We start from the raw sequence: 20,216 nt of genomic DNA, 5'->3' as shown, positions 1-20,216 counted from the left end.
TCTTTATATTGATGATTATAACAAAAAAAAGGGAGAATCACTTCCCCCTTTCATCTCTTAGTCAATTAATTTACTAAAATTACGATTCTTCATTAAGAAATAAAAAATTGCGGCACCCACTGCTACCACCACTAATTCACCAATAGCGACCGATCCAGCGTTGATCCAAAATGGTATCTTCAATACTAAATGTAATTCTGCACCAACAATAATTCCGTTAACAACTGCACAGATTATTGGTACTGACCAGATCATAGACATTTTTGATGGCACCCTTGTAATCAATAGACAAGCCACAGCTGTAGCCAATGTTCCAAACAATAAATCATAAGCTCCTAATGATGCACTGAAAATATTGGCAATGAAACAACCTATTATCAATGACCAACTGTACTTGTGATTTAAAAATGGTAACAGCATCAAAATTTCAGAAACTCTGAATTGTACTGGACCATATGCAAAAGCTGAAAGCCCTGGTGCTATTGTTACTGCAACATATAAAGCAGCAATAATTGCAATCTGGGTAATGTCCTTTATTCTTAAATTGTTCATAAAACAAATCCCCCACTGTTTTTATTTAGTAGACAGGTTACCAGAAAAACTGTCTTAAATAGACTAACGTATTTTCATTCATTAAGCAAAAAAAATAGAAGCAACAGGCTTCTATTTTTCACTTTAGATAATTCTATATTTTGCTAATTCATCATCTATTTGTTTTAGAACTAATTTAAGATCATCTGGATTTTCAACAAAATCGTATTTGTCTCCATCGATTTTCATCTTTGGACTATAGTCATAATCATCATACCAGCCATCATATCTGCCAAGTAAATTATGATAATATTCAACCAAAGTTGGATCTTGTTCTGGTTGCTCATAATCACGTCCACGTTTTTCAATACGTCGAATCATCGTATCATATGAAATATCAATATGAACTAATAAATCTGGAGCTTTTTTAGCGGCAGCATAAGGAAGTTCTTGCATCATATTGGCTAATAACTCGTCATAAACTTTAACTTCTTGTGGCGTAGCACGTCCCATATCAGCATTCATATGGAAAAATAGTGAATCTTCATAAATTGAACGATCTAAAACGTTATTGTCATCAACCATTGCTTGTTTAATAGATTCAAAACGCTTGTTCAAAAAGTAAATTTGTAATAGGAAAGCGTACTTCTTAGGATCTGCATAAAATAGTGGTAATACTGGATTATCATCTACTTGCTCATAAAAAGCCTTTGTTCCTAGATGTTCTGACAAGATAGTTGCCATTGAACTTTTTCCGGCCCCGATTGTGCCGCTTAATACGATCATCATTATTATCCTCCAACCAATCATTAAATAATCTGTAAAAAATCAACATTTAATATAATACCACTTACGAACTAGATATTGTATACAAATATAGTGCTATAGCATATATGGTATTAGTTTCATAAGTTAACACTTAGTATGACAGCCCTTTTGGATAAAAAATATTTTTTAAAATGTTAAAATAACATGGAAAAGGAGGATTTAAAAATGCCGATTAGACACAAGAATTATATCCCAGATAATATTGAAGTTAGGGGTGCAAATGCGAACAATCTTAAAAATCTAAATATTGATATTCCTCTTAATTCATTCGTTGCAATAACTGGAGTTTCTGGATCTGGTAAATCATCATTAGCAATGGATACTATCTACTCTGAAGGTGCCAGAAAATATCTCAATGCACTTTCAACCTACACTAGAAGACGAATCACACAAATGGGACGTTCCAATGTCCAACAAATCAAAAATCTTCCTTCAACAATTGCCCTAAGACAACGACCAGTCGTGCCGGGAGTTAGATCCACTGTTGGTACCATGACTGAAAGTTTAAATATTTTACGTTTGATGTTTTCACGCCTGGCCTCAATAACTTGTCCAAATGGACATCACCTAGATCCAACCTTAAAAATCTCTCAAGTTATGGACCTACCATCTTCTGACGAAAATATGGGCATGATGACTTGTCCAGTTTGCAATGTAAAATTCATGGCATTTGGTGCCGAAGATTTTGCCTTCAATTCAACTGGTGCCTGTAAAACTTGCCAAGGTACAGGATTTTTAAAAACTATTGAATTAGACAAAATAATTCCTGATAAATCATTGACCATTGCACAAGGTGCTGTTCGCTCATGGAGATTACCAGGTAGATCACTACAAATAGAGCTTGCTGAACAATTGGGTGTAAGAATCAATGTGCCATTTGAAGAATTGACTACCGATGAAAAAAATATCGTTATAAAAGGAAAAGGTGTTAAAAGAGAAGTAATTATTCCTACATCAACTGGTAAGTCATTCAAACTTAATGCCCTATATGAAAATGCAATCGATGCAGTTCAACATAGTCTATCAAGCACTAAAAATGAGAATACGCTTAAACGACTAGGCAGGTTCTATGACGAAAAAGAATGTCCTAATTGTTTAGGCAGTAGATTCGATCCCAAATTATTTACAAATAAAATTGTAGGTAAAAACATTGCCGAGGTATGTCAATTAAGTATCGAACAACTACAAAAATTTTGTTCTACAATAATGGATTGGTTACCAAGTGATATGCAAAGAATTGGTAAGAATCTAACAAATGAACTATTAGAATTATTACAACCAATTGATGATTTGGGGTTAAATTATCTCAATTTAACTCGTGCAGGGAATACTTTATCCACCGGTGAATTACAAAGAATTCAACTTGCTAGAACTATTCGTAATCAAATGACTGGCGTATTGTACGTTCTAGATGAACCAAGTGTTGGTTTACACCCCGCAAACGTTACAGGATTAATCAAAATACTACATGAATTAGTCAAATTGGGTAATTCACTCATAGTTGTCGATCATGATACTAGTATCATTGCCGCTGCTGATTATGTTATTGAAATCGGTCCTTCCTCAGGTGCCAGTGGTGGAAAGGTTATTTCAGAAGGAACAGTCGACGAAATCAAGCACAACAAGGATTCTGTAATTGAACCCTATCTAACTGGTAATGCCAACATAATTCAACATAAATCTATAAAACCATTTAGCAAAGGTGAAATTGAAATAGAGATTAGTGACAGATTCAATATACATGATATGAAGGCAAAGTTTAGTAAAGAATCCTTAAATGTTGTCACTGGAATGTCTGGATCTGGTAAAACAACATTGATTTTTGATAGTCTAATAAAAGCACTCACAGATAAAATCGATAATGAACCGATGCCAAAATACGTTACCAAACTCAACGAAGATAATATCAAAAACATCTTAACCGTTGATTCCACACCAATTGGTAAAAATGTTCGATCCACCGTGGCAACTTATACAAAGATTCTGGACAAAGTTAGAAAACTATTCGCATCTACACCTGATGCCAAAAACAAGAAATATACTCCAAGTTACTTCTCATATAATAATAAAGAAGGTGCATGTAAAAATTGTGGTGGTACGGGTGTAATTACACTAGATATTCAATACCTACCAGATATTGTTGAAACATGTCCAGTATGCAATGGCAATAGATATAATCCTGATATTTTAGAGATAACTTGGCATGGGAAAAATATTGCTGAAATTTTGAATATGTCAATAACTGAGGCTATTGAATTTTTTAAAGATGAAGCTAATATTGAGGGAACTCTTGATACTCTTAATGAGATTGGACTTAGCTACTTAGAATTAGGTGAAAGTACCCCTACTCTTTCTGGTGGTGAAGCTCAAAGATTAAAGCTGGTCACTTATATGAAGCATAGTCAAAAAAATCAATTGTTTGTTTTTGATGAACCTAGTGTTGGACTTCACCCTAGAGACGTTTCAGTATTGATCAATGTTTTAAACAAATTAATTAATAATCATGCTACAGTTATTGTTATCGAACATGACCTAGATATCATAGCTAATGCTGATTATATTAATGATCTTGGCCCCAAAGGTGGCATTAACGGTGGTAAAATCATAGCCAGTGGTACTCCATCAGATATTTGTAAATCAAAGGATAGTATTACTGGTAAATATCTATCCGAGCACCTCAAACTATATAACATTTAAGGGATTAAATATGAAAAAATTACCTATTGTAGCAATACTAACAGCCATTCTATTAGGTGTTGGAACTACAAAAGTTTCCGCCTCAGTAAAGGCCAAGAACAAAACATCAATTGAAACAAGCGTTAATCATGCATCAAATGAGACTCCTCTAGTATTTTCACATCGTGGAAGTCCTTATAATGAACCGGAACATTCCTTTGCCGGATACAATCAAGCAATCAAAGATGGTAGCCAATATATTGAACAAGATGTTTGGTTAAGCAAAGACGGTAAGTTGTACGTTTCACATGATGATAATTTAAAACGAACTACTAATAAAAATATCAAAATTTCTACTTCTAACTCCAATAAATTGGCAAAAGTTAAATTAGCAAATGGCGAAAAACTTCATCAATTGGGGGATGTTTTTAAAAAATACAATAAAAACGTTCATTATATTATTGAAGCAAAAAAAGGTGCTGGAGATAACACTGACACTGAAAAAGCGCTAGCAAAGGTTTTGAATCAATACAAAATGAATAACAATATTATCATGCAGGATTCAAGCATCCCTGGTATCAAGGAATTCCACGGTAAGAAATCTCAAAAGAAGATTCCTATACTTTGGTTGCTAGATTCTGTTACTGAGCGACAATATACTGAAGAGATAGACAATGCTCCAAGGTACATAACCTTTATCTCGATCAATCAAGATCAATGGACAAAAAAGCTAATAAAGAAGGCTCATCACAATGGCTTTAAAACAAATGCCTGGACAATTGATACTTACAATGACAACTACAATGCATTGAAAATTTATAAATTTGACAGTTTGTTTACAAACAATACTAAAGAAACAAATAAACTCATAAATAAATGGGAATAAAAAGCAGAGTGCGCTAAAACACGTTCAGTTTTCGTTTATAAGCCTAAAAGACCGGTATTTACGCAAGTAAATATCGGCCTTTTAGGCTTATATTGAGAAAATTGTGTTTTGGCGCACATTTACTATCTAAAAATCTGAACCTTACTTGCTCACTTCTGTATTCAAAATTGGATCAAATATTTTCAGTGCAATACAATCTGTTGGTCCAAGATCAGTAATTGCCAAATCTGGAATAGCAGTTATTGGTAAAAAGGTCATATAAAACATCGGATCGTCTACCATACTACCTAAAGATCTTGCAGCTTTTAAAATACTCTTTTCCTGAGAAACCAATTCTTCTGGAGTGGCCTCTGAAACAATTCCAGCAATGGGCAATGGTAAAAAGCTCAAGACCTTTTCATCTTTAACAACAATTTGACCACCACCACGTTTAATCAACTCATTTGCTGCAAATGCCATATCTATATTATTAACACCCATAACAATCAAGTTATTATCATCTGGTGATGCACTTGACGCCATGGCACCAGCCTTTAATCCCCAACCAGAAGTGAATCCTAGTGATTTATTACCATTAATTCCAAATCGCTCGATAACTGAAACCAAAGCTACATCTTTATTAGTATCTATTTGAATTATATGGTCTTTAACTTCTAGTTTTACATCACGGCGTTTTCTAACAAAGGGACCAACACTCTTAATAGTCTCAACATCAGCTGTACCATTTTTAATATCAACCTTATAAACAAAATCATTTGCACTAACTTCACTAGCTTTAACAGAATTCATAATTTCAGGTGAACGTTTAACATCTGGAACTTTTTTTTCGTCTACTATTTTTCCTTTAGATATAACTTTGGAAATTTTAAACTTATCTAAATTTTTTACGAATAATATATCTGCCTCACGACCTGGCGCTATAATTCCCACCTGGTCATCAATTCGATAAGCCTGAGCTGAATTGATAGTTGCCATTTGGATTGCAGTCAAAGGATCGACCCCAGACTTAATTGCCAAGCGAACAACATGATCTAAATGACCCAATTCTGCGATATCAGTTGCAGTCACATCATCAGTACAAAAGCTGACATGACTTGCGACATCCGCATTATTCTCAGTAATAGCACGAATATTTTCTTTTAAGAAGTGTGTCACAGATGATTCTCTAACCACTACATTCAAGCCCTTACGAGCTTTTTCCAATAATTCTTCATGATCATAACTCTCATGATCCACACGCACACCACTCATTAAATACTGATTGAGTTTTTTACCACGTGCCATTGGAGAACATCCCCAAACTGGTTTATGTGCAGCCTTAGCATAAAGCATTGTCTTCAAAGTATCTTCATCTAATTCTTGAATATCTTCTCGTACAGTTTCCCAAACACCATATACATTGGATTGCTTTAATAATTCACGTTGTACGTCAGAATCGATATTTTCAGCAATAGTCGATTGTGGAATCGTATAGGGAGTTTTGAATGGTGCTCCCCAGAATAACTTCAAATTTGAATTATCAATCTCTTTAAATATTTCTGGTAATCCCTTCAAGCCAATTACTGAAATATATTCATCTAAACCGGAAATAATACTTGTAGTTCCATGTGGTACAACTGCTTTAGCAAAACTAGTCATACTCAACTTACTACACTCTACATGAATGTGACCATCAATCATCCCTGGAACCAAATATTTTTGCTTGGCATCAATGATCTTGGTATTCTCACCAATGTAATCAGAAACATCCTCATCCACAGCAACAATTTTATTTTTATAAATCGCTACTTCAGTTGGATATATCTCTTTAGTAGACACATTAACTAGTTGTCCATTTTTAATAACTAGATCTGCTGGTATTTGTGCCGCTCCAGCTCTAATTAAGTCTTTAAAATCATTTAATTCTAGCAAGTTGATGCCTCCTATTTAGGTAGAATATTAATTGTATATAGTAGAACAATGAATACGAAGAACAAGATATACATGATTGGATTGATTTCTTTTCTTCTACCTGCTGCAAGCATTGTTAATGGATAAGCTAAGAATCCAAAGGCAATACCATAAGAAATGTTATATGTAAGTGGCATACCAACAATTGTTAAGAAAGCTGGCATGGCAATTTCAAATTTACCCCAATCGATTTCTTTCATTGATTGTGCCATTAAGATACCAACAATAATCAAAACAGGTGCAGTAACGTTTGAAGTCACAACCGTTAATAGTGGTGAGAAGAACATTGCTAGAGCAAACAAAACTCCAACTACCAATGAAGTAAGTCCTGTACGACCACCAATAGCAATACCTGCACTAGATTCAACATATGCTGCTGTTGGTGTTGTACCCATTACTGAACCACCAAGCATTGAAATGGAATCAGCCATTAATGCTCCACCAATACGTGGCATTTTATTGTCTTTCATAAATCCAGCCTGTGAAGCTAGTCCAATCAATGTACCTGCAGTATCAAAGAATGCTACTAATAGGAAAATAAGAACAACTGCCCATAATTGTGGTTGATTAATGATATCTCCTAGATGCATAACTCCAACACCAAATGTAGGTTTTAAACTTGGAATAGTCGAAACAATGTGTGTTGGTAATGGAATCAATTTTGTTACTAATCCTAAAATAGTTGTTAAAACCATACCTATAAAGATTGAACCCGGAACCTTCTTGGCCATCAATCCACCGGTAACAATCAACCCAAAGATCGTTAACCATGTAGTTGGTACTGTGAATGATCCCATAGCAACTAGTGTAGATTTACTACCAGTAATAAGACCTCCACCTTGGAAACCAACAAAAGCAATAAAGATACCAATTCCTGAAGCCATGGCTAATTTCAAATCATGAGGAATTGCATCAATAACGATCTCACGAAGTTTAACTAATGAAAGAATCAAAAACAGAATACTTGAGATAAATACTCCAGCCATCGCTGTCTGCCAAGGAATTCCCATGGCCAATACAACTGAATAAGTAAAGAACGCATTGTCACCAAGTCCTGGTGCAATTGCAATTGGATAATTAGCTAATAATGCCATCAATACTGAACCTAAAATAGCTGATAGAGCCGTTGCCGTGAAAACAGCTCCTTTATTCATACCTGCATCCCCTAATACCTGCGGATTAACAAATAAGATATATGCCATCGAGACAAATGTCGTCAGCCCTGCTAAAATTTCACGTTTTATTGTTGTTCCATTTTCTTGCAAATGAAATAACTTTTCTATAAAGCTTCTCTGGTTTAATGAACTATCCATTTTACCTAATCTCCTTTTAGTTAAGAGCAATATATGTACTCTTCTACACCAAAAGTATCTCAAATTTAAAAAATAATATCAAGTAAAATACGATTATTTTTTATAAATAAATATTTATCGTTCGTGTTTAATGAATATTTTTATGAATAAACCAGTTGATTATTATTTTTATAGTTGTTATTCTTAACATTGTAAACAAATCACTACTAGAGGAGCTAATAAAATTGTTACCAAAAAAAATTACACGAGAATTCATCAACGGATTACCAAAAGCCGAACTTCATTTACATTTAGAAGGAACACTAGAACCCGAATTGAAACTTGAATTAGCTAAGAAAAATGGTATTGATATCGGACAAACTACAATAGAAGATGTACGTAAAACATATGAATATGATTCACTCGCTTCATTCCTCAACGTTTATTATCCCGGAATGGCAGTTTTGCAAACAGAAGACGATTTCTATCAATTAGCAATGGCATATTTAAAACATGCTAAAAAAGATGGTGTGAAACATGTCGAAATGTTCTTTGATCCTCAAGCACATTTAACACGAGGAATCCCATTTGACGTATTCATAAACGGATATTACCGTGCTTGTATTGATGCCAGAGCATTTAATGTAGATGCACATTTAATTATGTGTTTCTTACGTGATATGTCTGCTAACTATGCTAATGAAGTCCTAAATATGGCAAAACCATACCGTAATATGATCCTAGGCGTTGGTTTAGACTCTGATGAGCATCACAATCCACCTTTGAAGTTTATTAGTCCATTTAGTAATGCTATATCTTCTGGATATCACACAACGATGCATGCCGACATTGACCAAGTAGACTCTATAGATCACATAAAACAAGCTCTTGAAATTATAAATGTGGAAAGACTAGACCACGGTACTAATATCGTTGAAAACCAAGACCTAGTAGATTGGGTTAACCAACGAAATCTTGGTTTAACTAGCTGTCCACTCTCCAACGGATTCGTAACCAATGACATGAAAGGCAAAGAGATAGTGGAATTAATGGAACAAGGTGTAAAAGTTTCAATTAATTCTGATGATCCAGCCTATTTCGGAGGTTATATCGCCGATAATTATGAAGCAATAGCCAAAAAATATGATTTAACTGCCCAACAGTTAGTTATTTTTGCTAGGAATTCATTCGAAACATCATGGATCAGCGACTTCCAAAAAAATACGTACTTAAGGGCTATTGATGACTTTGTAAAAGCATTTTAGGACAAAATAAAAGAGCTTCCAGTTTTTAGCTGGGAGCTCTTTTATTTTGTCTATTTGATACCTTTACCTTCATAAGCATTTATCAAAACTTGTTTTAATTCTGAAATCAATGGTTCTTTAGGATTAGCAAATGAGAATTGATCTGCAAATGCTGCTTCGGATAGATCATCAACTTTTTTATCAAAATCGGCCTTTTTTATTCCATTTTCTTTAAGACTCATTTTAACATTCACACCATGTGCTAATTCAACAATCTTATTGATCAACATATCGCGTAATTCAGCATTTCCTTTACCATCCAAGCCAATTGAACGTGCAATAACAGCATAATCTTCATCAGCTCTAAAGTTTTCATACTTAGGCCACATAGCAATCTTTGTAGGTTGTTCAAAGTTATATTTAATAACTTGTGGTAAAGCAACGATAGAAGCTAAGCCATGTCTAATACCAAATTCATTGTTCAAAACATCTGTAATAGAATGACCAACCCCAGCAAATGCATTACCAAATGACATCCCTGCCAAAGTTGAAGCATTATGCATTTCCTCTTGTGCATCTGGATCACCATTATAAGCTTTGACTAAATTATCAAAGACTAATTTAATGGCCTGCAATGCATATGGTCTTGTATAATCTGATGCCATGTTTGAAACATATGATTCAATAGCATTGTTCAAAACATCCAATCCAGATTCAGCAATAACATCCTTTGGCATTGTTTCAACAAATTGTGAATCTACAATCGCTACATCCGGTGTTAATGAATAATCAGCTATTGGATATTTAATATTTGTCTTAGAATCAATTATTGAAGTAAATGGTGTAACTTCTGATCCAGTACCAAACGTTGTAGGAATAGCTACAAATTGAGTCTTTTCAGGCTTAGGGAATTTGTATGTACGCTTTCTAATATCAATGAATCCTTGCTTAGCACCAAATAAGTCAACATCTGGGTGTTCATAAAATAGCCACATATCTTTTGCGGCATCCATTGTTGTGCCACCACCAAGTGCAATGATCGTATCTGGTTTAAATAATTTCATTTGTGTAACACCACGTTGAACCATGTCAGTAGTAACTTTAGAGTCAACATCTGAAAACATTGAATATTCAACATTTGTCTTGCTACGCTTCAATTCATCAACAATTGTATTAACATATCCCAATTGAACCATAACTGGGTCACAAACAATAAAGGCACGACTCATTCCTTCTAGATCTTCTAGATAACGTACTGAAGTTTTTTCAAAGTAAACACGAGGTTGTTTAATCCATTGCATATTGTTTCTCCGTCTTGCGATTGTCTTAATATTAAGCAAATCAAATGATGAAACGTTATGTGAAACTGAATTCTTCCCCCATGATCCTGTACCCAATGTCAATGAAGGAATCATTTCATTATACAAATTACCGATACCACCAATGGCAGCAGGTGTGTTAACTAGCACACGACTAGCCTTCATCTTGACACCAAATTCAGTGGCTAGATCTTCATCCATAGTATGAATGGCAACCGTATGACCTAATCCTCCAAAGTGTAATAATTTGTCGGCTTTATCAAAAGCGTCCTTGTGATCCTTAGACTTGAATACAGATAAAACAGGTGAAAGTTTCTCAGCTGACAATGGCTCACTTGGTCCAATTCCTGTGATTTCAACACCAATAACTTTAGTATCATCTGGAACTTTTATACCAGCCAATTTAGCAATCTCAACTGCTGATTTACCAGCTATAGGTCCTTTGACACCGCCTTCTGGTCTGAACATTGCGTCTGCCAATGCTTTATGATCAGCCTTTTTAATAAAGTAAACTTTGTTCTTTTCTAATTGTTCCTTAACTTCGTTATAAATATCTTGATCAACAATGGCACTATTCTCTGAAGCACAAACCATACCATTATCAAATGTCTTGGATAATACGATATCATTTACTGCACGTTTTATATTTGCTGTCTTTTCAATATATGCTGGACCATTACCAGGACCAACACCAAGTGCTGGTTTACCCGTTGAATAAGCAGCCTTGACCATACCAGGTCCCCCAGTAGCAAGTACACTAGCAACATCTGGATGATTCATCAATGCTGAAGTAGCTTCAATACTTGGCTTATCGATCCATTGGATCACATTCTCTGGTGCACCCGCATCTACTGCAGCTTCTAGCATTACTTTTGCTGCGGCAACTGATGATTTTTGAGCTTGTGGATGGAATCCAAATATAATTGGATTGCGTGTTTTTAAGGCAATTAATGATTTGAACATTGTTGTAGAAGTAGGATTTGTTACAGGTGTTACACCCGCTAATACACCTAGTGGTTCGGCAACCTTTATCAAACGATGTTCCTTGTCATCTTCAATGATACCAACAGTCTTATCACGCTTGATCGAGTGCCAGATCTCCTCAGTTGCGAACATATTCTTGATAACTTTGTCCTCTGTAACACCACGACCAGTTTCTTCATGTGCCAACTTTGCCAACTTCAAACTGGCATTCAATCCAGCAATCGCCATATGATGAACGATGTGATCAACTTGTTCTTGTGTATAACTGTCCATAATGTTCAAAGCCTTTTGGGCTTTTACAACCATTTCATTAATAACTGGACCTACATCATTTTGTTTTGTATCTTTATTAGAACTCTTTAACATTTAAAATACCTCCAAGACAGAAACATATTTTGTTAATTAATTCACGTTATCTATTTCACGTTCTATCTTAGCATTGTTTGAAAATATGGCAATGGTTTTCAGCTAAAAATCATAATTATTTTCAAAATGTACATTTTTTCGGTATTATGTGTTGATATATCAACATCTATTCATGTAAACGCTTACATATAAAACAAGTTTGTCTTTCATAAAAAGTCATGTGAACTTTGTGAAAATAAAGTCAATAGATACTACTTGCACACTGATCAGTCTTGATAACTTACTTCACAAAAGCACAAAAATATAAATTACTCGACTTTACAATTTGTGATATATCAAAGCAAAAAAATTCTGGCTAAAGAATTTAATCTTTAACCAGAATTTTTAAATTACTATCAAAAACATAATTATTCTATTTTATCTAAACATTGTCTTAACAGCACGTGCCATAACCTTTGGATCCTTTTCATAGTGATGCATTTGTGTCATTTCTGTTAGAGGAATTCCTAAGAATGTATACACTGCTCTTTGTGCTGCTCTAAATGAATATTGTTCTGTAAATACCATATCAAATGGTTGTTCACAGAATTGACTGATGAATGCTAAGTTCTTACTGTGCTTTGGAACTACATCAGGACGATCACCTACAGCTCTTTGATTGAATAACGCACTTGCATATGGCATATGAACTGGAATAACGTTCACAATACTATCCATGATCTCTTCTGTATGATCCTTAATATTATCCTTACTTGGATCAACTGCAGCCAATTGACCTAATAGTTCTTGGAGCATTTCTTCACCCGTCATTTCGATAACTGGTTTTTGAACATAATCACCATTTCTACGTGGATACATGAAATATCCCCAGAATACTGACTCATTAGGTTTTTGTGCCTTAAAGTGTGGTTGATGGTGAATAACTAGTGACATCAATGGTGTACTATTTATCCATGTATTCAAGGCATTACCTGGTTCTTGTTGAGTGATACGTGTGATTTGATTCAACAAATAGTGATTGTTTGTAGTAATAGTAAAACTCATCCACTCACTTTGAGTACGATCATCAAAGAACTTATCAGGATTACCCAATGAATAGAACTTCTCAGCAGCCTTCTTCCAAAGCATTGCACTTGGGGCGTACTCCATATTCTCAGTAACAGGTGTGTTGTAGTCACCAATTGATGAACTGTCAGTGATTGAACCATTAGTATCAAAGACTAAATCGTTCTCATCAATATCAATGTGCCCTTCTTTATTATCATTATCAACTTCTTCATACTTCAAACCAGTAACAATAATATCATCTTGAAGCGGTGTATCTTTAAACTCGAAATCAGTTACCTTACGATTATTAATGAAGGTTACTCCGCGATCTTCTAGATATTTGCGCATTGGAACAATGATACTTTCGTATTGATTATAAGGTGATCTTGTTACACCTTCCAAAGTATTGATACGGCTAAACTCAAGAATCATACGATTCATATAACGACGCAATTCCATAGCTGAACTTGCACGTTTGAATGCGAAAGTTGTTTGCCACATGTACCAGAAGTTTGTTGTAAAAAAATGTGGTGTGCTAGCAAAGTATTCCGCAATACTAATATTATTCAAAGACTGTTCGTCTTTTTCAGGCGTCATCATTAACTTAGACAACAATGCTCTGTCTTTATTATTAAATTGCATATGTCTGTAATTATCTTTATTATTCTTTATACGAGGTCCGTCATAATCCATCAAACGACCAACGTCATGTGTTGGATGTGCGTGATCAAAGTTAAGAATATCATCTGTGACTGTTTGACCAGGGTTATCCAATGATGGAACAGAACGTAATAGATCCCAAAGGTTTTCATATGTCTCTTCATTAAGCATACGACCACCTTTGGCCAAGAATCCTTTATTGTTAGATAAAGCTTGATTACCATATTCATCTTCAAACGATTCAACAGTATCACCATCGTTTGCACCATGGGTTTCTAGTCCCATCATGGTAATTTGGTCTCCTTTGAAACCACCATCACGAATTAAATAAAGACCTGCAGCCAAGTTACCAATACCAGTACCAATCATATAAGCTTTTCTTGTCATATTTACAACCTCCGTTTTGAATTGTTACTCTCTACAACTTTAATATAGCTAGTTTGCTTACAAATGTAAAGGCTTTCTTAGAAATTACGCTAAAAAGTGATAAATATATAATTTAATTATTGATAATTGATAATAAAAAGGCCGGCATTCACTTTCGTAAATACCAGTCTTTAATATTATTTTGTTAATCTTACAACATCTCTAACTATCATTAATTCTTCGTCCGTTGGCACAACTAATACATCAACCGTTGAGTCGTCAGTACTTATCTTACGGATTCCTTTACCATTTTCATTTGTTTCTTTGTTGATTTTAATTCCCATATAGTTAAAGCTATCTATTACCAACTCACGAATCCATGGATTACCTTCACCCATTCCAGCTGTAAATAAGATAACATCGGTTCCCTTTAACAACGCGATATATGAACCAATATACTTAACAATACGGTTAATAAAGATATCTATAGCTAGTTTAGAACGTTTGTTGTCGTCTTTTGTAGCAATCAAATCACGCATGTCAGGAGAGACACCGGAGATTCCAAGTAATCCTGACTTGTTATTCAAAATAGTAATCATTTCTTGTGGATCAATAATCTTAAGCTTTTGCATCAAGTAAGCAACAAGGGATGCATCAATATCACCAGAACGAGTACTCATAGTAATACCTGCTAATGGGGTGAATCCCATTGATGTATCAATTGACTTACCACCATCAATAGCATCGATTGATGCCCCACTACCTAGATGACATGAAATGATCTTCAAGTCTTTAAGCGGTTTATTCAAATATTTTGCTGCAGCACTCGAAACGTAACGATGACTTGTTCCATGTGCACCAAATTTTCTTACGCCATATTTTTCATAGTATTCGTATGGCAAACTATACAAATAATTGACCGGATCCATTGTTTGATGGAAAGATGTATCAAAAACAGCAACTTGTGGTACATCTGGCAAAATCTTCTCAAATGCTTCAATACCTGCAGCCTGGCCAGGGTTATGTAGTGGTGCAAATTCTGCTAATTCTTTGATTTCTTGAATTACTTTAGGTGTTACTACGGCAGAATCTTTGAAAAGATTACCACCAGCAACAACTCGATGACCAATACCAGTAATTTCATCGTAACTCTTAATAATATCCATATCCAAAAGCTTCTCTAGCATCATATTAACGGCCGTAATATGGTCAGGAATATCTCCTACCTTACTAGTCTTTTCACCATTATATTTAACCTCGAATACTGAATCTGACAATCCTAGTCGATCCACCATCCCTTTAGCAATAACTTTTTCATCTGGATAAGAATAAAGCTTCCATTTTAACGTTGAACTACCTGAATTAACTGCAATAATCTTTGACATTTTTTTCACCTAATCCTTAAAGTTGTTTTGTGCCCAGTCTTGTAATTGATTTTTAAAACCTTCAAACAATTGTGGCTGATTAGTATCTGGAATTGTTCCCATTAAGACATTACCAGCTTGTTTAGCATTACCACCGTGCTTTTGTAATACTACAACAGCCTTCTGTGCTTCTTTTGAGGCAAATAAATTAGTTGGTAAATCCAATACCGCTTGCAAATATACACTTGAAACCATCCATGCAGATAATTTCTTAGCTTGATCAGTTTGGAATATTTGTGACGGAACAACAAATATTCCAACTCCACCATCATTAAGATTATTCATTGTTTGCTCTATCAATAAATGATGTGCAAATGAATGCCCCTCATCAGCTTTAGTTTCAAAAGCTTTTGCATTATCATCCACTGGGTAATAACCAACTGGTAGATCTGCAATAGCCATATCAATGTCAGTTATATCCCAGTCAGCGATGCTATCTTGATGATATGCATCTAGATTTATATTCATAACTTCACTGAATGACTTAGTTAATGATAATAATGTTTCGTCATTATCCAATGCAGCAGCGTTAATTTTAAAATCACCTGCTTGTTTTAGCTGTTGAATGAATTCAATTAAGAAATTACCAGTTCCAACAGTAGGATCAACCAAATTAACAGTTTTTTTGTTCTCAGAATTAAGAATTTCAAAAGCAATTAAACTAGCAATTAAGCCAATCGTATCAGGTGTCATCAATTTGTTGACTTCAACATTATCGGTTCTTTGGTCTTTGATAATATTGACTGTAATAGCCTGTTTTAATTGCGCCTGTGTTAAATGTAACTGTATCAATTCTTTATAAATATCCTTGAGCTGTGATACTGTCGAATCATCTGGTGCTCCGTTCTCCACATAAACGTTTCCGTCGGAAATATTAGTTAAGTTCTCAGCAAGTGCCTCAACATAACTAGTTCCTAAAGACTTCTTAAGTAAAGTGGTAGCTTGATCTAACTGATCATAGTACTTTTGCATATTTTCTTCTGCCATAATTTACCTCTTTAATAACACACTAAAATTTTACCTTTGTAAGCGATTTAATTCAAGGGCTGTAACGCTTCCCAGAATTTTAATTGCTCGGTACTTTCAGCATTGTTAGTAATTTCTTGTTTATAGATCTCGTCTAGTTTTTGATAGCTTCTAACTTGACGATCAAAATAAGCATTACTAAATCCTATCACTAATATGGCAATAGACAAAATCATAACTGCATTAAGAATGATTGCCCCTTCATGTTTTTGGTGTATTCGGTTCATTTATCAAGAACATCTCAGACTTTCGATTAGTTTTATCCCTGGTTATTATTGTTATCAAATTCCCATTTTTACTAATATTTATGTAAATCAAATTTTTTAAAATCGGCATATATCCACCATTTGGAGTCGTCAATCTTAGAACTTTATCATCGTATGAATTAAGTTCATAATCTTTTTTTTCGCCATTTTTAATAATGCTAAACGTTATAGAATTGCTTTTAACATTTTTTATATCTGCATGTATAAAGTAATCATTTTGTAATTTCTCGTTCGTTATATGCCAGCGCAATAATTCACTTCTAGTATTGTGATGAACATTTCTAGCAATTTGTAGTGACTGATTCAAAATTCCTAAAGTTATAATCGCCACTAATAATGCCACAGCTGCTTCTGCTAGCATGAAGCCACTACGCTTTTTGTGCATAAAATATATTACCATTGACCTTCACACTCATTCTACCGTTAATATTATCGTAAAAATATTTTTTCCCATCTACAATATGTTCATTATCCATATTGTCTGTTTTTGAATGTATCAACATTATTTTGTGTGCACTAACTCGTTCTTCCCAATAATTAAGTATTTTGAATTGTTGTCCAACACACATTGAAAGGGTAATTAAGATCGTTATGGAAATAGACATAGTTATAAGTGATTCCAAAAGCATGAATCCGCTTCTACTCTTCATTTATTTCTCCCCATAACATTTGAATTTTGAATATATATTTCTTACCAGTTAATTCTGACTTAAATATTATTGTCATAGGACTGGTTTGGCCTTCTCTACTAACATAGTGCACAATATTTTCAGAATTTAATATATGCAAAGTTTTCGACAATTTAACTTCATGATAATATCTATCCCTATCACTTAAATCTCTAAAACTTATATAATCTTTATCTTTGTAGTATTGAAAGACACTAGTCCGTTTATACAAATAAGAATAATTGAACATATCTCTTAAATTAACTTTGAATTCTTCTAACGTTTGTTTCTCTTGAATCCTTTGTTGATAATCTTTCATCCCAAAACTAGTTGCCAAAGCTAAACTGCAAATAATTATAAGTGTGAAAACCGCCTCAATTAAAGTAAATCCAGCCTTACTTTTGTACTGTTTTATCAGTGATTTTCTTTTTATCACTTGAAACCTCGTTGAATTTCTTCATAGCTTCTTTAGCCTGTTTATCAGAAATCAACCCTTCGGCTTTTAATTTATTCCAAGATAAGTCTGCTCCATCGTACATATCTACTTGAGTCTGCATAGTTACTCTAAACGCGTCCTCACCTTTTATTGCTGCATCTTGTTTTTGTCTAGCCAAATTGGGAATCATTATCAACAACAATAACGAAATAATAAATAATACGATCACCATTTCTATTAGAGTAAAACCTTTTTTAGTTTTATTAATTATTTTTTTCATCAAGACATCCCTTTCATCATTCCATAAACTGGCAATAATACAATTAAGTAAGTGATAACAATTACCATCGCAATAATTGCGAATAAAATTGGTTGTATCATATTCAAAATTCTTTTTAATTTTTTTTGAGTTTCATCAAATTTTAATTCCGACATTAATATCAAATCTTGTGCGATATTCCTTGTTTCATCACCAGACTGCAAGATCATTTTCAATTCATTCGGTAATATGGCATCATCGTTTATTAACTGATAAATATCCTTACCTGAATTTAACCCATTAATAAAGTCATTTGCTATTGTTGCTTGTATCGAACCACTCTTAAATATTTGACTACTAGTACAAATTTCGTATAGATTCAATCCACTTGCGACCTGCATTCCTAAGCCTTGTAATATCATGAATTGATAAAAGCTTAGATATGTATTTCCTATTATTGGTAGTCTAATAATCAAATTGGCTCTCGTATACTCATCCATTCTTCTAATACGATAAATAAAACCCACAACAAAGATCACTGACATGATTGAAAGAATCACTAATCCCATAAAAAAAGCATCTATCATTTTACTGCCCTGTGATAAGTCCATTTGTGGAATAATATAGAATTTCATACCAATTAATAATATAAATAAAAAGCTCAATATTACTAACGGGTATGCTAGTAGATCTTTTAATTTTTCTTTTTGACGTGCTTTATTTTTTAAGATAATGCCACTTTGGAATAAGGCCTTTTGTAGTCCACCATTGCTTTGAGCAATAATTAATTGATTATTTATAACTTGAGATAATTCCAAATGTTTTAATGCAACTGATACCATTTGCCCATTTTGTAAATCTTGATATATTTTGTCAAATACACGATTTCCTTTGTCCATCATTCTCATACTGTTTATGGCATCCCTAATGGGAAAGCCATTGTGCATTAGTTTACTGAGAATCAGTAAATATTCCGCCTGTTGTACTGAGTTTATTTCCTTAACCGAAAAGATATTCTTGGTAAGTATTTTCATCAATATATCCATTCTGACGCGTATTTTTTAACATTTCTTGCCAATTATCATCTGTTTTCTCATTAGATATGAATTCTTTTATTCCAGTATTATCCAATGTATCAACCAATAATTCAGTTCCATTAACTACTGGTATCAATCGTTGATAAGATATCATATTTATAGAATTTGTAATTTCGAAATCATCGATTCCAAACTGTCTAAGTCTTTGTACAACCGTATATTTTGACTTACCATGAATCGTTGTCATGACCGTATAACCGTATAACGCCGCTTGAACGGCCAGTTTGGCTGTTTGACTATCGCGTATTTCACCTATTATCAACACTTCAGGACGATGTCTTAAACTAGTTTTGATCAATTCTTCATAAGTCATTTTCGATTCAGCGTTCACTTGTAGCTGAAGAAACTTATCTTCAACAATTTCAATTGGATCTTCAATACACATAACTTTTTTATTATTCACTAACTCCCGACTGAGCGCATACATTAAAGATGTTTTCCCAGAACCCATTGGACCTGAAAAAATCATCATTCCCTTTAATCTAGCAACTGGCAATAAGGTATCAATTATTTCTTGGTTAACTTGATTACACATTTCTTGTGGATATATCAATCGAATAACAACTGATTCTCGATTCATAAAGTCTCCAACTGTCGAAATTCTAATGTGAATATTATGATTACTGAATAAAAAGCTAAATGAGCCCTTTTGAGGTCTCCTTTGTTCAGATACGTTTAATCCACCATTAAATTTCAAAAAATTAATTATTGATATTGTTTCATTCAAAGTATATTTTGCAATTATAAAGCATCCATCATTCACTCTGGCCTCAATAGAATAACCATTATCATGTGGGAAAATATAAATATCAGATGCTACATTATTACAGGCTTCGTTAAGTAATTTAAGTGCCATTTTTTCTGTGCTGATGTTTATCCCTCCCTACACAA

18 protein-coding genes are annotated in these 20,216 nt (G+C 33.9%); 3 read left to right on the top strand and 15 right to left on the bottom strand.

Annotated elements, in window-relative coordinates:
• Nucleotides 1–57 precede the first annotated feature (57 nt).
• A complete protein-coding gene (locus BTM29_RS07415) occupies nt 58–552 on the bottom strand; it encodes a QueT transporter family protein (protein WP_076615559.1) in 495 nt (164 codons plus the stop codon).
• Nucleotides 553–675: 123 nt separating this feature from the next.
• Nucleotides 676–1,317 (bottom strand): deoxynucleoside kinase, encoded by a 642-nt coding sequence (locus BTM29_RS07410; RefSeq protein ID WP_076618801.1) that lies wholly within the window; start codon nt 1,315–1,317, stop codon nt 676–678.
• Nucleotides 1,318–1,524: 207 nt separating this feature from the next.
• Here BTM29_RS07410 and BTM29_RS07405 point away from each other — a divergent pair, with 207 nt between their 5' ends.
• Complete coding sequence (locus BTM29_RS07405) at nt 1,525–4,056, top strand: ATP-binding cassette domain-containing protein (protein WP_076615556.1); 2,532 nt, start codon at nt 1,525–1,527, stop codon at nt 4,054–4,056.
• A gap of 10 nt (nt 4,057–4,066) precedes the next feature.
• On the top strand, nt 4,067–4,921 hold the full coding sequence (locus tag BTM29_RS07400; RefSeq protein ID WP_076615553.1) for a glycerophosphodiester phosphodiesterase: 855 nt from the start codon (nt 4,067–4,069) through the stop codon (nt 4,919–4,921).
• Between the two features lie 141 nt (nt 4,922–5,062).
• On the opposite strand, the gene BTM29_RS07395 is transcribed toward BTM29_RS07400, so the two are convergent.
• A complete protein-coding gene (locus BTM29_RS07395) occupies nt 5,063–6,832 on the bottom strand; it encodes an adenine deaminase C-terminal domain-containing protein (protein ID WP_076615549.1) in 1,770 nt (589 codons plus the stop codon).
• A gap of 11 nt (nt 6,833–6,843) precedes the next feature.
• Entirely contained in the window at nt 6,844–8,184 is a 1,341-nt protein-coding gene (locus BTM29_RS07390) for an NCS2 family permease (protein WP_076615546.1), read from the bottom strand.
• Nucleotides 8,185–8,408: 224 nt separating this feature from the next.
• On the opposite strand from BTM29_RS07390, the gene add reads away from it, so the two are divergent.
• Nucleotides 8,409–9,428: an adenosine deaminase gene (gene add / locus BTM29_RS07385; protein ID WP_076615543.1), complete on the top strand. Its 1,020-nt coding sequence runs from the start codon at nt 8,409–8,411 to the stop codon at nt 9,426–9,428.
• A gap of 50 nt (nt 9,429–9,478) precedes the next feature.
• Here the strand turns inward: add and adhE are convergent, their stop codons facing one another.
• The 11 genes from adhE to comGA form a co-directional block, all read right to left on the bottom strand.
• Nucleotides 9,479–12,076, bottom strand: coding sequence for a bifunctional acetaldehyde-CoA/alcohol dehydrogenase (gene adhE, locus BTM29_RS07380; protein ID WP_076615539.1), 2,598 nt, complete (start codon nt 12,074–12,076; stop codon nt 9,479–9,481).
• A gap of 417 nt (nt 12,077–12,493) precedes the next feature.
• Entirely contained in the window at nt 12,494–14,170 is a 1,677-nt protein-coding gene (locus tag BTM29_RS07375; RefSeq protein ID WP_076615536.1) for an oleate hydratase, read from the bottom strand.
• Nucleotides 14,171–14,346: 176 nt separating this feature from the next.
• On the bottom strand, nt 14,347–15,534 hold the full coding sequence (locus BTM29_RS07370) for an acetate/propionate family kinase (RefSeq protein WP_076615532.1): 1,188 nt from the start codon (nt 15,532–15,534) through the stop codon (nt 14,347–14,349).
• A 9-nt stretch (nt 15,535–15,543) separates the two neighbouring features.
• Nucleotides 15,544–16,560 (bottom strand): class I SAM-dependent methyltransferase, encoded by a 1,017-nt coding sequence (locus BTM29_RS07365; RefSeq protein WP_076615529.1) that lies wholly within the window; start codon nt 16,558–16,560, stop codon nt 15,544–15,546.
• Between the two features lie 47 nt (nt 16,561–16,607).
• Nucleotides 16,608–16,826, bottom strand: coding sequence for a hypothetical protein (locus BTM29_RS07360; RefSeq protein ID WP_076615525.1), 219 nt, complete (start codon nt 16,824–16,826; stop codon nt 16,608–16,610).
• Entirely contained in the window at nt 16,801–17,265 is a 465-nt protein-coding gene (locus tag BTM29_RS07355; protein ID WP_076615520.1) for a competence type IV pilus minor pilin ComGF, read from the bottom strand. The genes BTM29_RS07360 and BTM29_RS07355 overlap by 26 nt, the downstream gene beginning before the upstream one ends.
• The gene (locus BTM29_RS07350) at nt 17,234–17,515 is read right to left on the bottom strand and encodes a hypothetical protein (protein WP_076615516.1); all 282 of its coding nucleotides are present in this window, start codon (nt 17,513–17,515) and stop codon (nt 17,234–17,236) included. The genes BTM29_RS07355 and BTM29_RS07350 overlap by 32 nt, the downstream gene beginning before the upstream one ends.
• The gene (locus BTM29_RS07345; RefSeq protein ID WP_076615512.1) at nt 17,505–17,969 is read right to left on the bottom strand and encodes a type II secretion system protein; all 465 of its coding nucleotides are present in this window, start codon (nt 17,967–17,969) and stop codon (nt 17,505–17,507) included. The genes BTM29_RS07350 and BTM29_RS07345 overlap by 11 nt, the downstream gene beginning before the upstream one ends.
• Nucleotides 17,929–18,249 (bottom strand): competence type IV pilus major pilin ComGC, encoded by a 321-nt coding sequence (gene comGC / locus BTM29_RS13060; RefSeq protein ID WP_076615509.1) that lies wholly within the window; start codon nt 18,247–18,249, stop codon nt 17,929–17,931. Before comGC ends, BTM29_RS07345 begins: the two co-directional genes overlap by 41 nt.
• Nucleotides 18,249–19,274 carry a type II secretion system F family protein gene (locus BTM29_RS07335; protein WP_225972187.1) on the bottom strand — a complete coding sequence of 342 codons (1,026 nt, stop codon included), beginning with the start codon at nt 19,272–19,274 and terminating at the stop codon, nt 18,249–18,251. The genes comGC and BTM29_RS07335 overlap by 1 nt, the downstream gene beginning before the upstream one ends.
• Nucleotides 19,228–20,181, bottom strand: a complete 954-nt coding sequence (gene comGA, locus BTM29_RS07330; RefSeq protein ID WP_076615501.1) for a competence type IV pilus ATPase ComGA — start codon at nt 20,179–20,181, stop codon at nt 19,228–19,230. The genes BTM29_RS07335 and comGA overlap by 47 nt, the downstream gene beginning before the upstream one ends.
• Nucleotides 20,182–20,216: the final 35 nt, after the last annotated feature.

The organism is Companilactobacillus allii (assembly GCF_001971585.1).
GTDB lineage: Bacteria > Bacillota > Bacilli > Lactobacillales > Lactobacillaceae > Companilactobacillus > Companilactobacillus allii.
Note: the sequence above shows the minus strand (reverse complement) of the source record. Positions and strands in the feature narration are given on the sequence as shown.

What these genes read in the sequence shown, in the direction of transcription:
- BTM29_RS07415 (WP_076615559.1), bottom strand. Translation starts at nt 552, where the DNA reads ATGAACAATTTAAGAATAAAGGACATTACCCAGATTGCAATTATTGCT.
- BTM29_RS07410 (WP_076618801.1), bottom strand. Translation starts at nt 1,317, where the DNA reads ATGATCGTATTAAGCGGCACAATCGGGGCCGGAAAAAGTTCAATGGCA.
- BTM29_RS07405 (WP_076615556.1), top strand. Translation starts at nt 1,525, where the DNA reads ATGCCGATTAGACACAAGAATTATATCCCAGATAATATTGAAGTTAGG.
- BTM29_RS07400 (WP_076615553.1), top strand. Translation starts at nt 4,067, where the DNA reads ATGAAAAAATTACCTATTGTAGCAATACTAACAGCCATTCTATTAGGT.
- BTM29_RS07390 (WP_076615546.1), bottom strand. Translation starts at nt 8,184, where the DNA reads ATGGATAGTTCATTAAACCAGAGAAGCTTTATAGAAAAGTTATTTCAT.
- adhE (WP_076615539.1), bottom strand. Translation starts at nt 12,076, where the DNA reads ATGTTAAAGAGTTCTAATAAAGATACAAAACAAAATGATGTAGGTCCA.
- BTM29_RS07375 (WP_076615536.1), bottom strand. Translation starts at nt 14,170, where the DNA reads ATGACAAGAAAAGCTTATATGATTGGTACTGGTATTGGTAACTTGGCT.
- BTM29_RS07370 (WP_076615532.1), bottom strand. Translation starts at nt 15,534, where the DNA reads ATGTCAAAGATTATTGCAGTTAATTCAGGTAGTTCAACGTTAAAATGG.
- BTM29_RS07365 (WP_076615529.1), bottom strand. Translation starts at nt 16,560, where the DNA reads ATGGCAGAAGAAAATATGCAAAAGTACTATGATCAGTTAGATCAAGCT.
- BTM29_RS07360 (WP_076615525.1), bottom strand. Translation starts at nt 16,826, where the DNA reads ATGAACCGAATACACCAAAAACATGAAGGGGCAATCATTCTTAATGCA.
- BTM29_RS07355 (WP_076615520.1), bottom strand. Translation starts at nt 17,265, where the DNA reads ATGGTAATATATTTTATGCACAAAAAGCGTAGTGGCTTCATGCTAGCA.
- BTM29_RS07350 (WP_076615516.1), bottom strand. Translation starts at nt 17,515, where the DNA reads ATGAAGAGTAGAAGCGGATTCATGCTTTTGGAATCACTTATAACTATG.
- comGC (WP_076615509.1), bottom strand. Translation starts at nt 18,249, where the DNA reads ATGAAAAAAATAATTAATAAAACTAAAAAAGGTTTTACTCTAATAGAA.
- BTM29_RS07335 (WP_225972187.1), bottom strand. Translation starts at nt 19,274, where the DNA reads ATGGATATATTGATGAAAATACTTACCAAGAATATCTTTTCGGTTAAG.
- comGA (WP_076615501.1), bottom strand. Translation starts at nt 20,181, where the DNA reads ATGGCACTTAAATTACTTAACGAAGCCTGTAATAATGTAGCATCTGAT.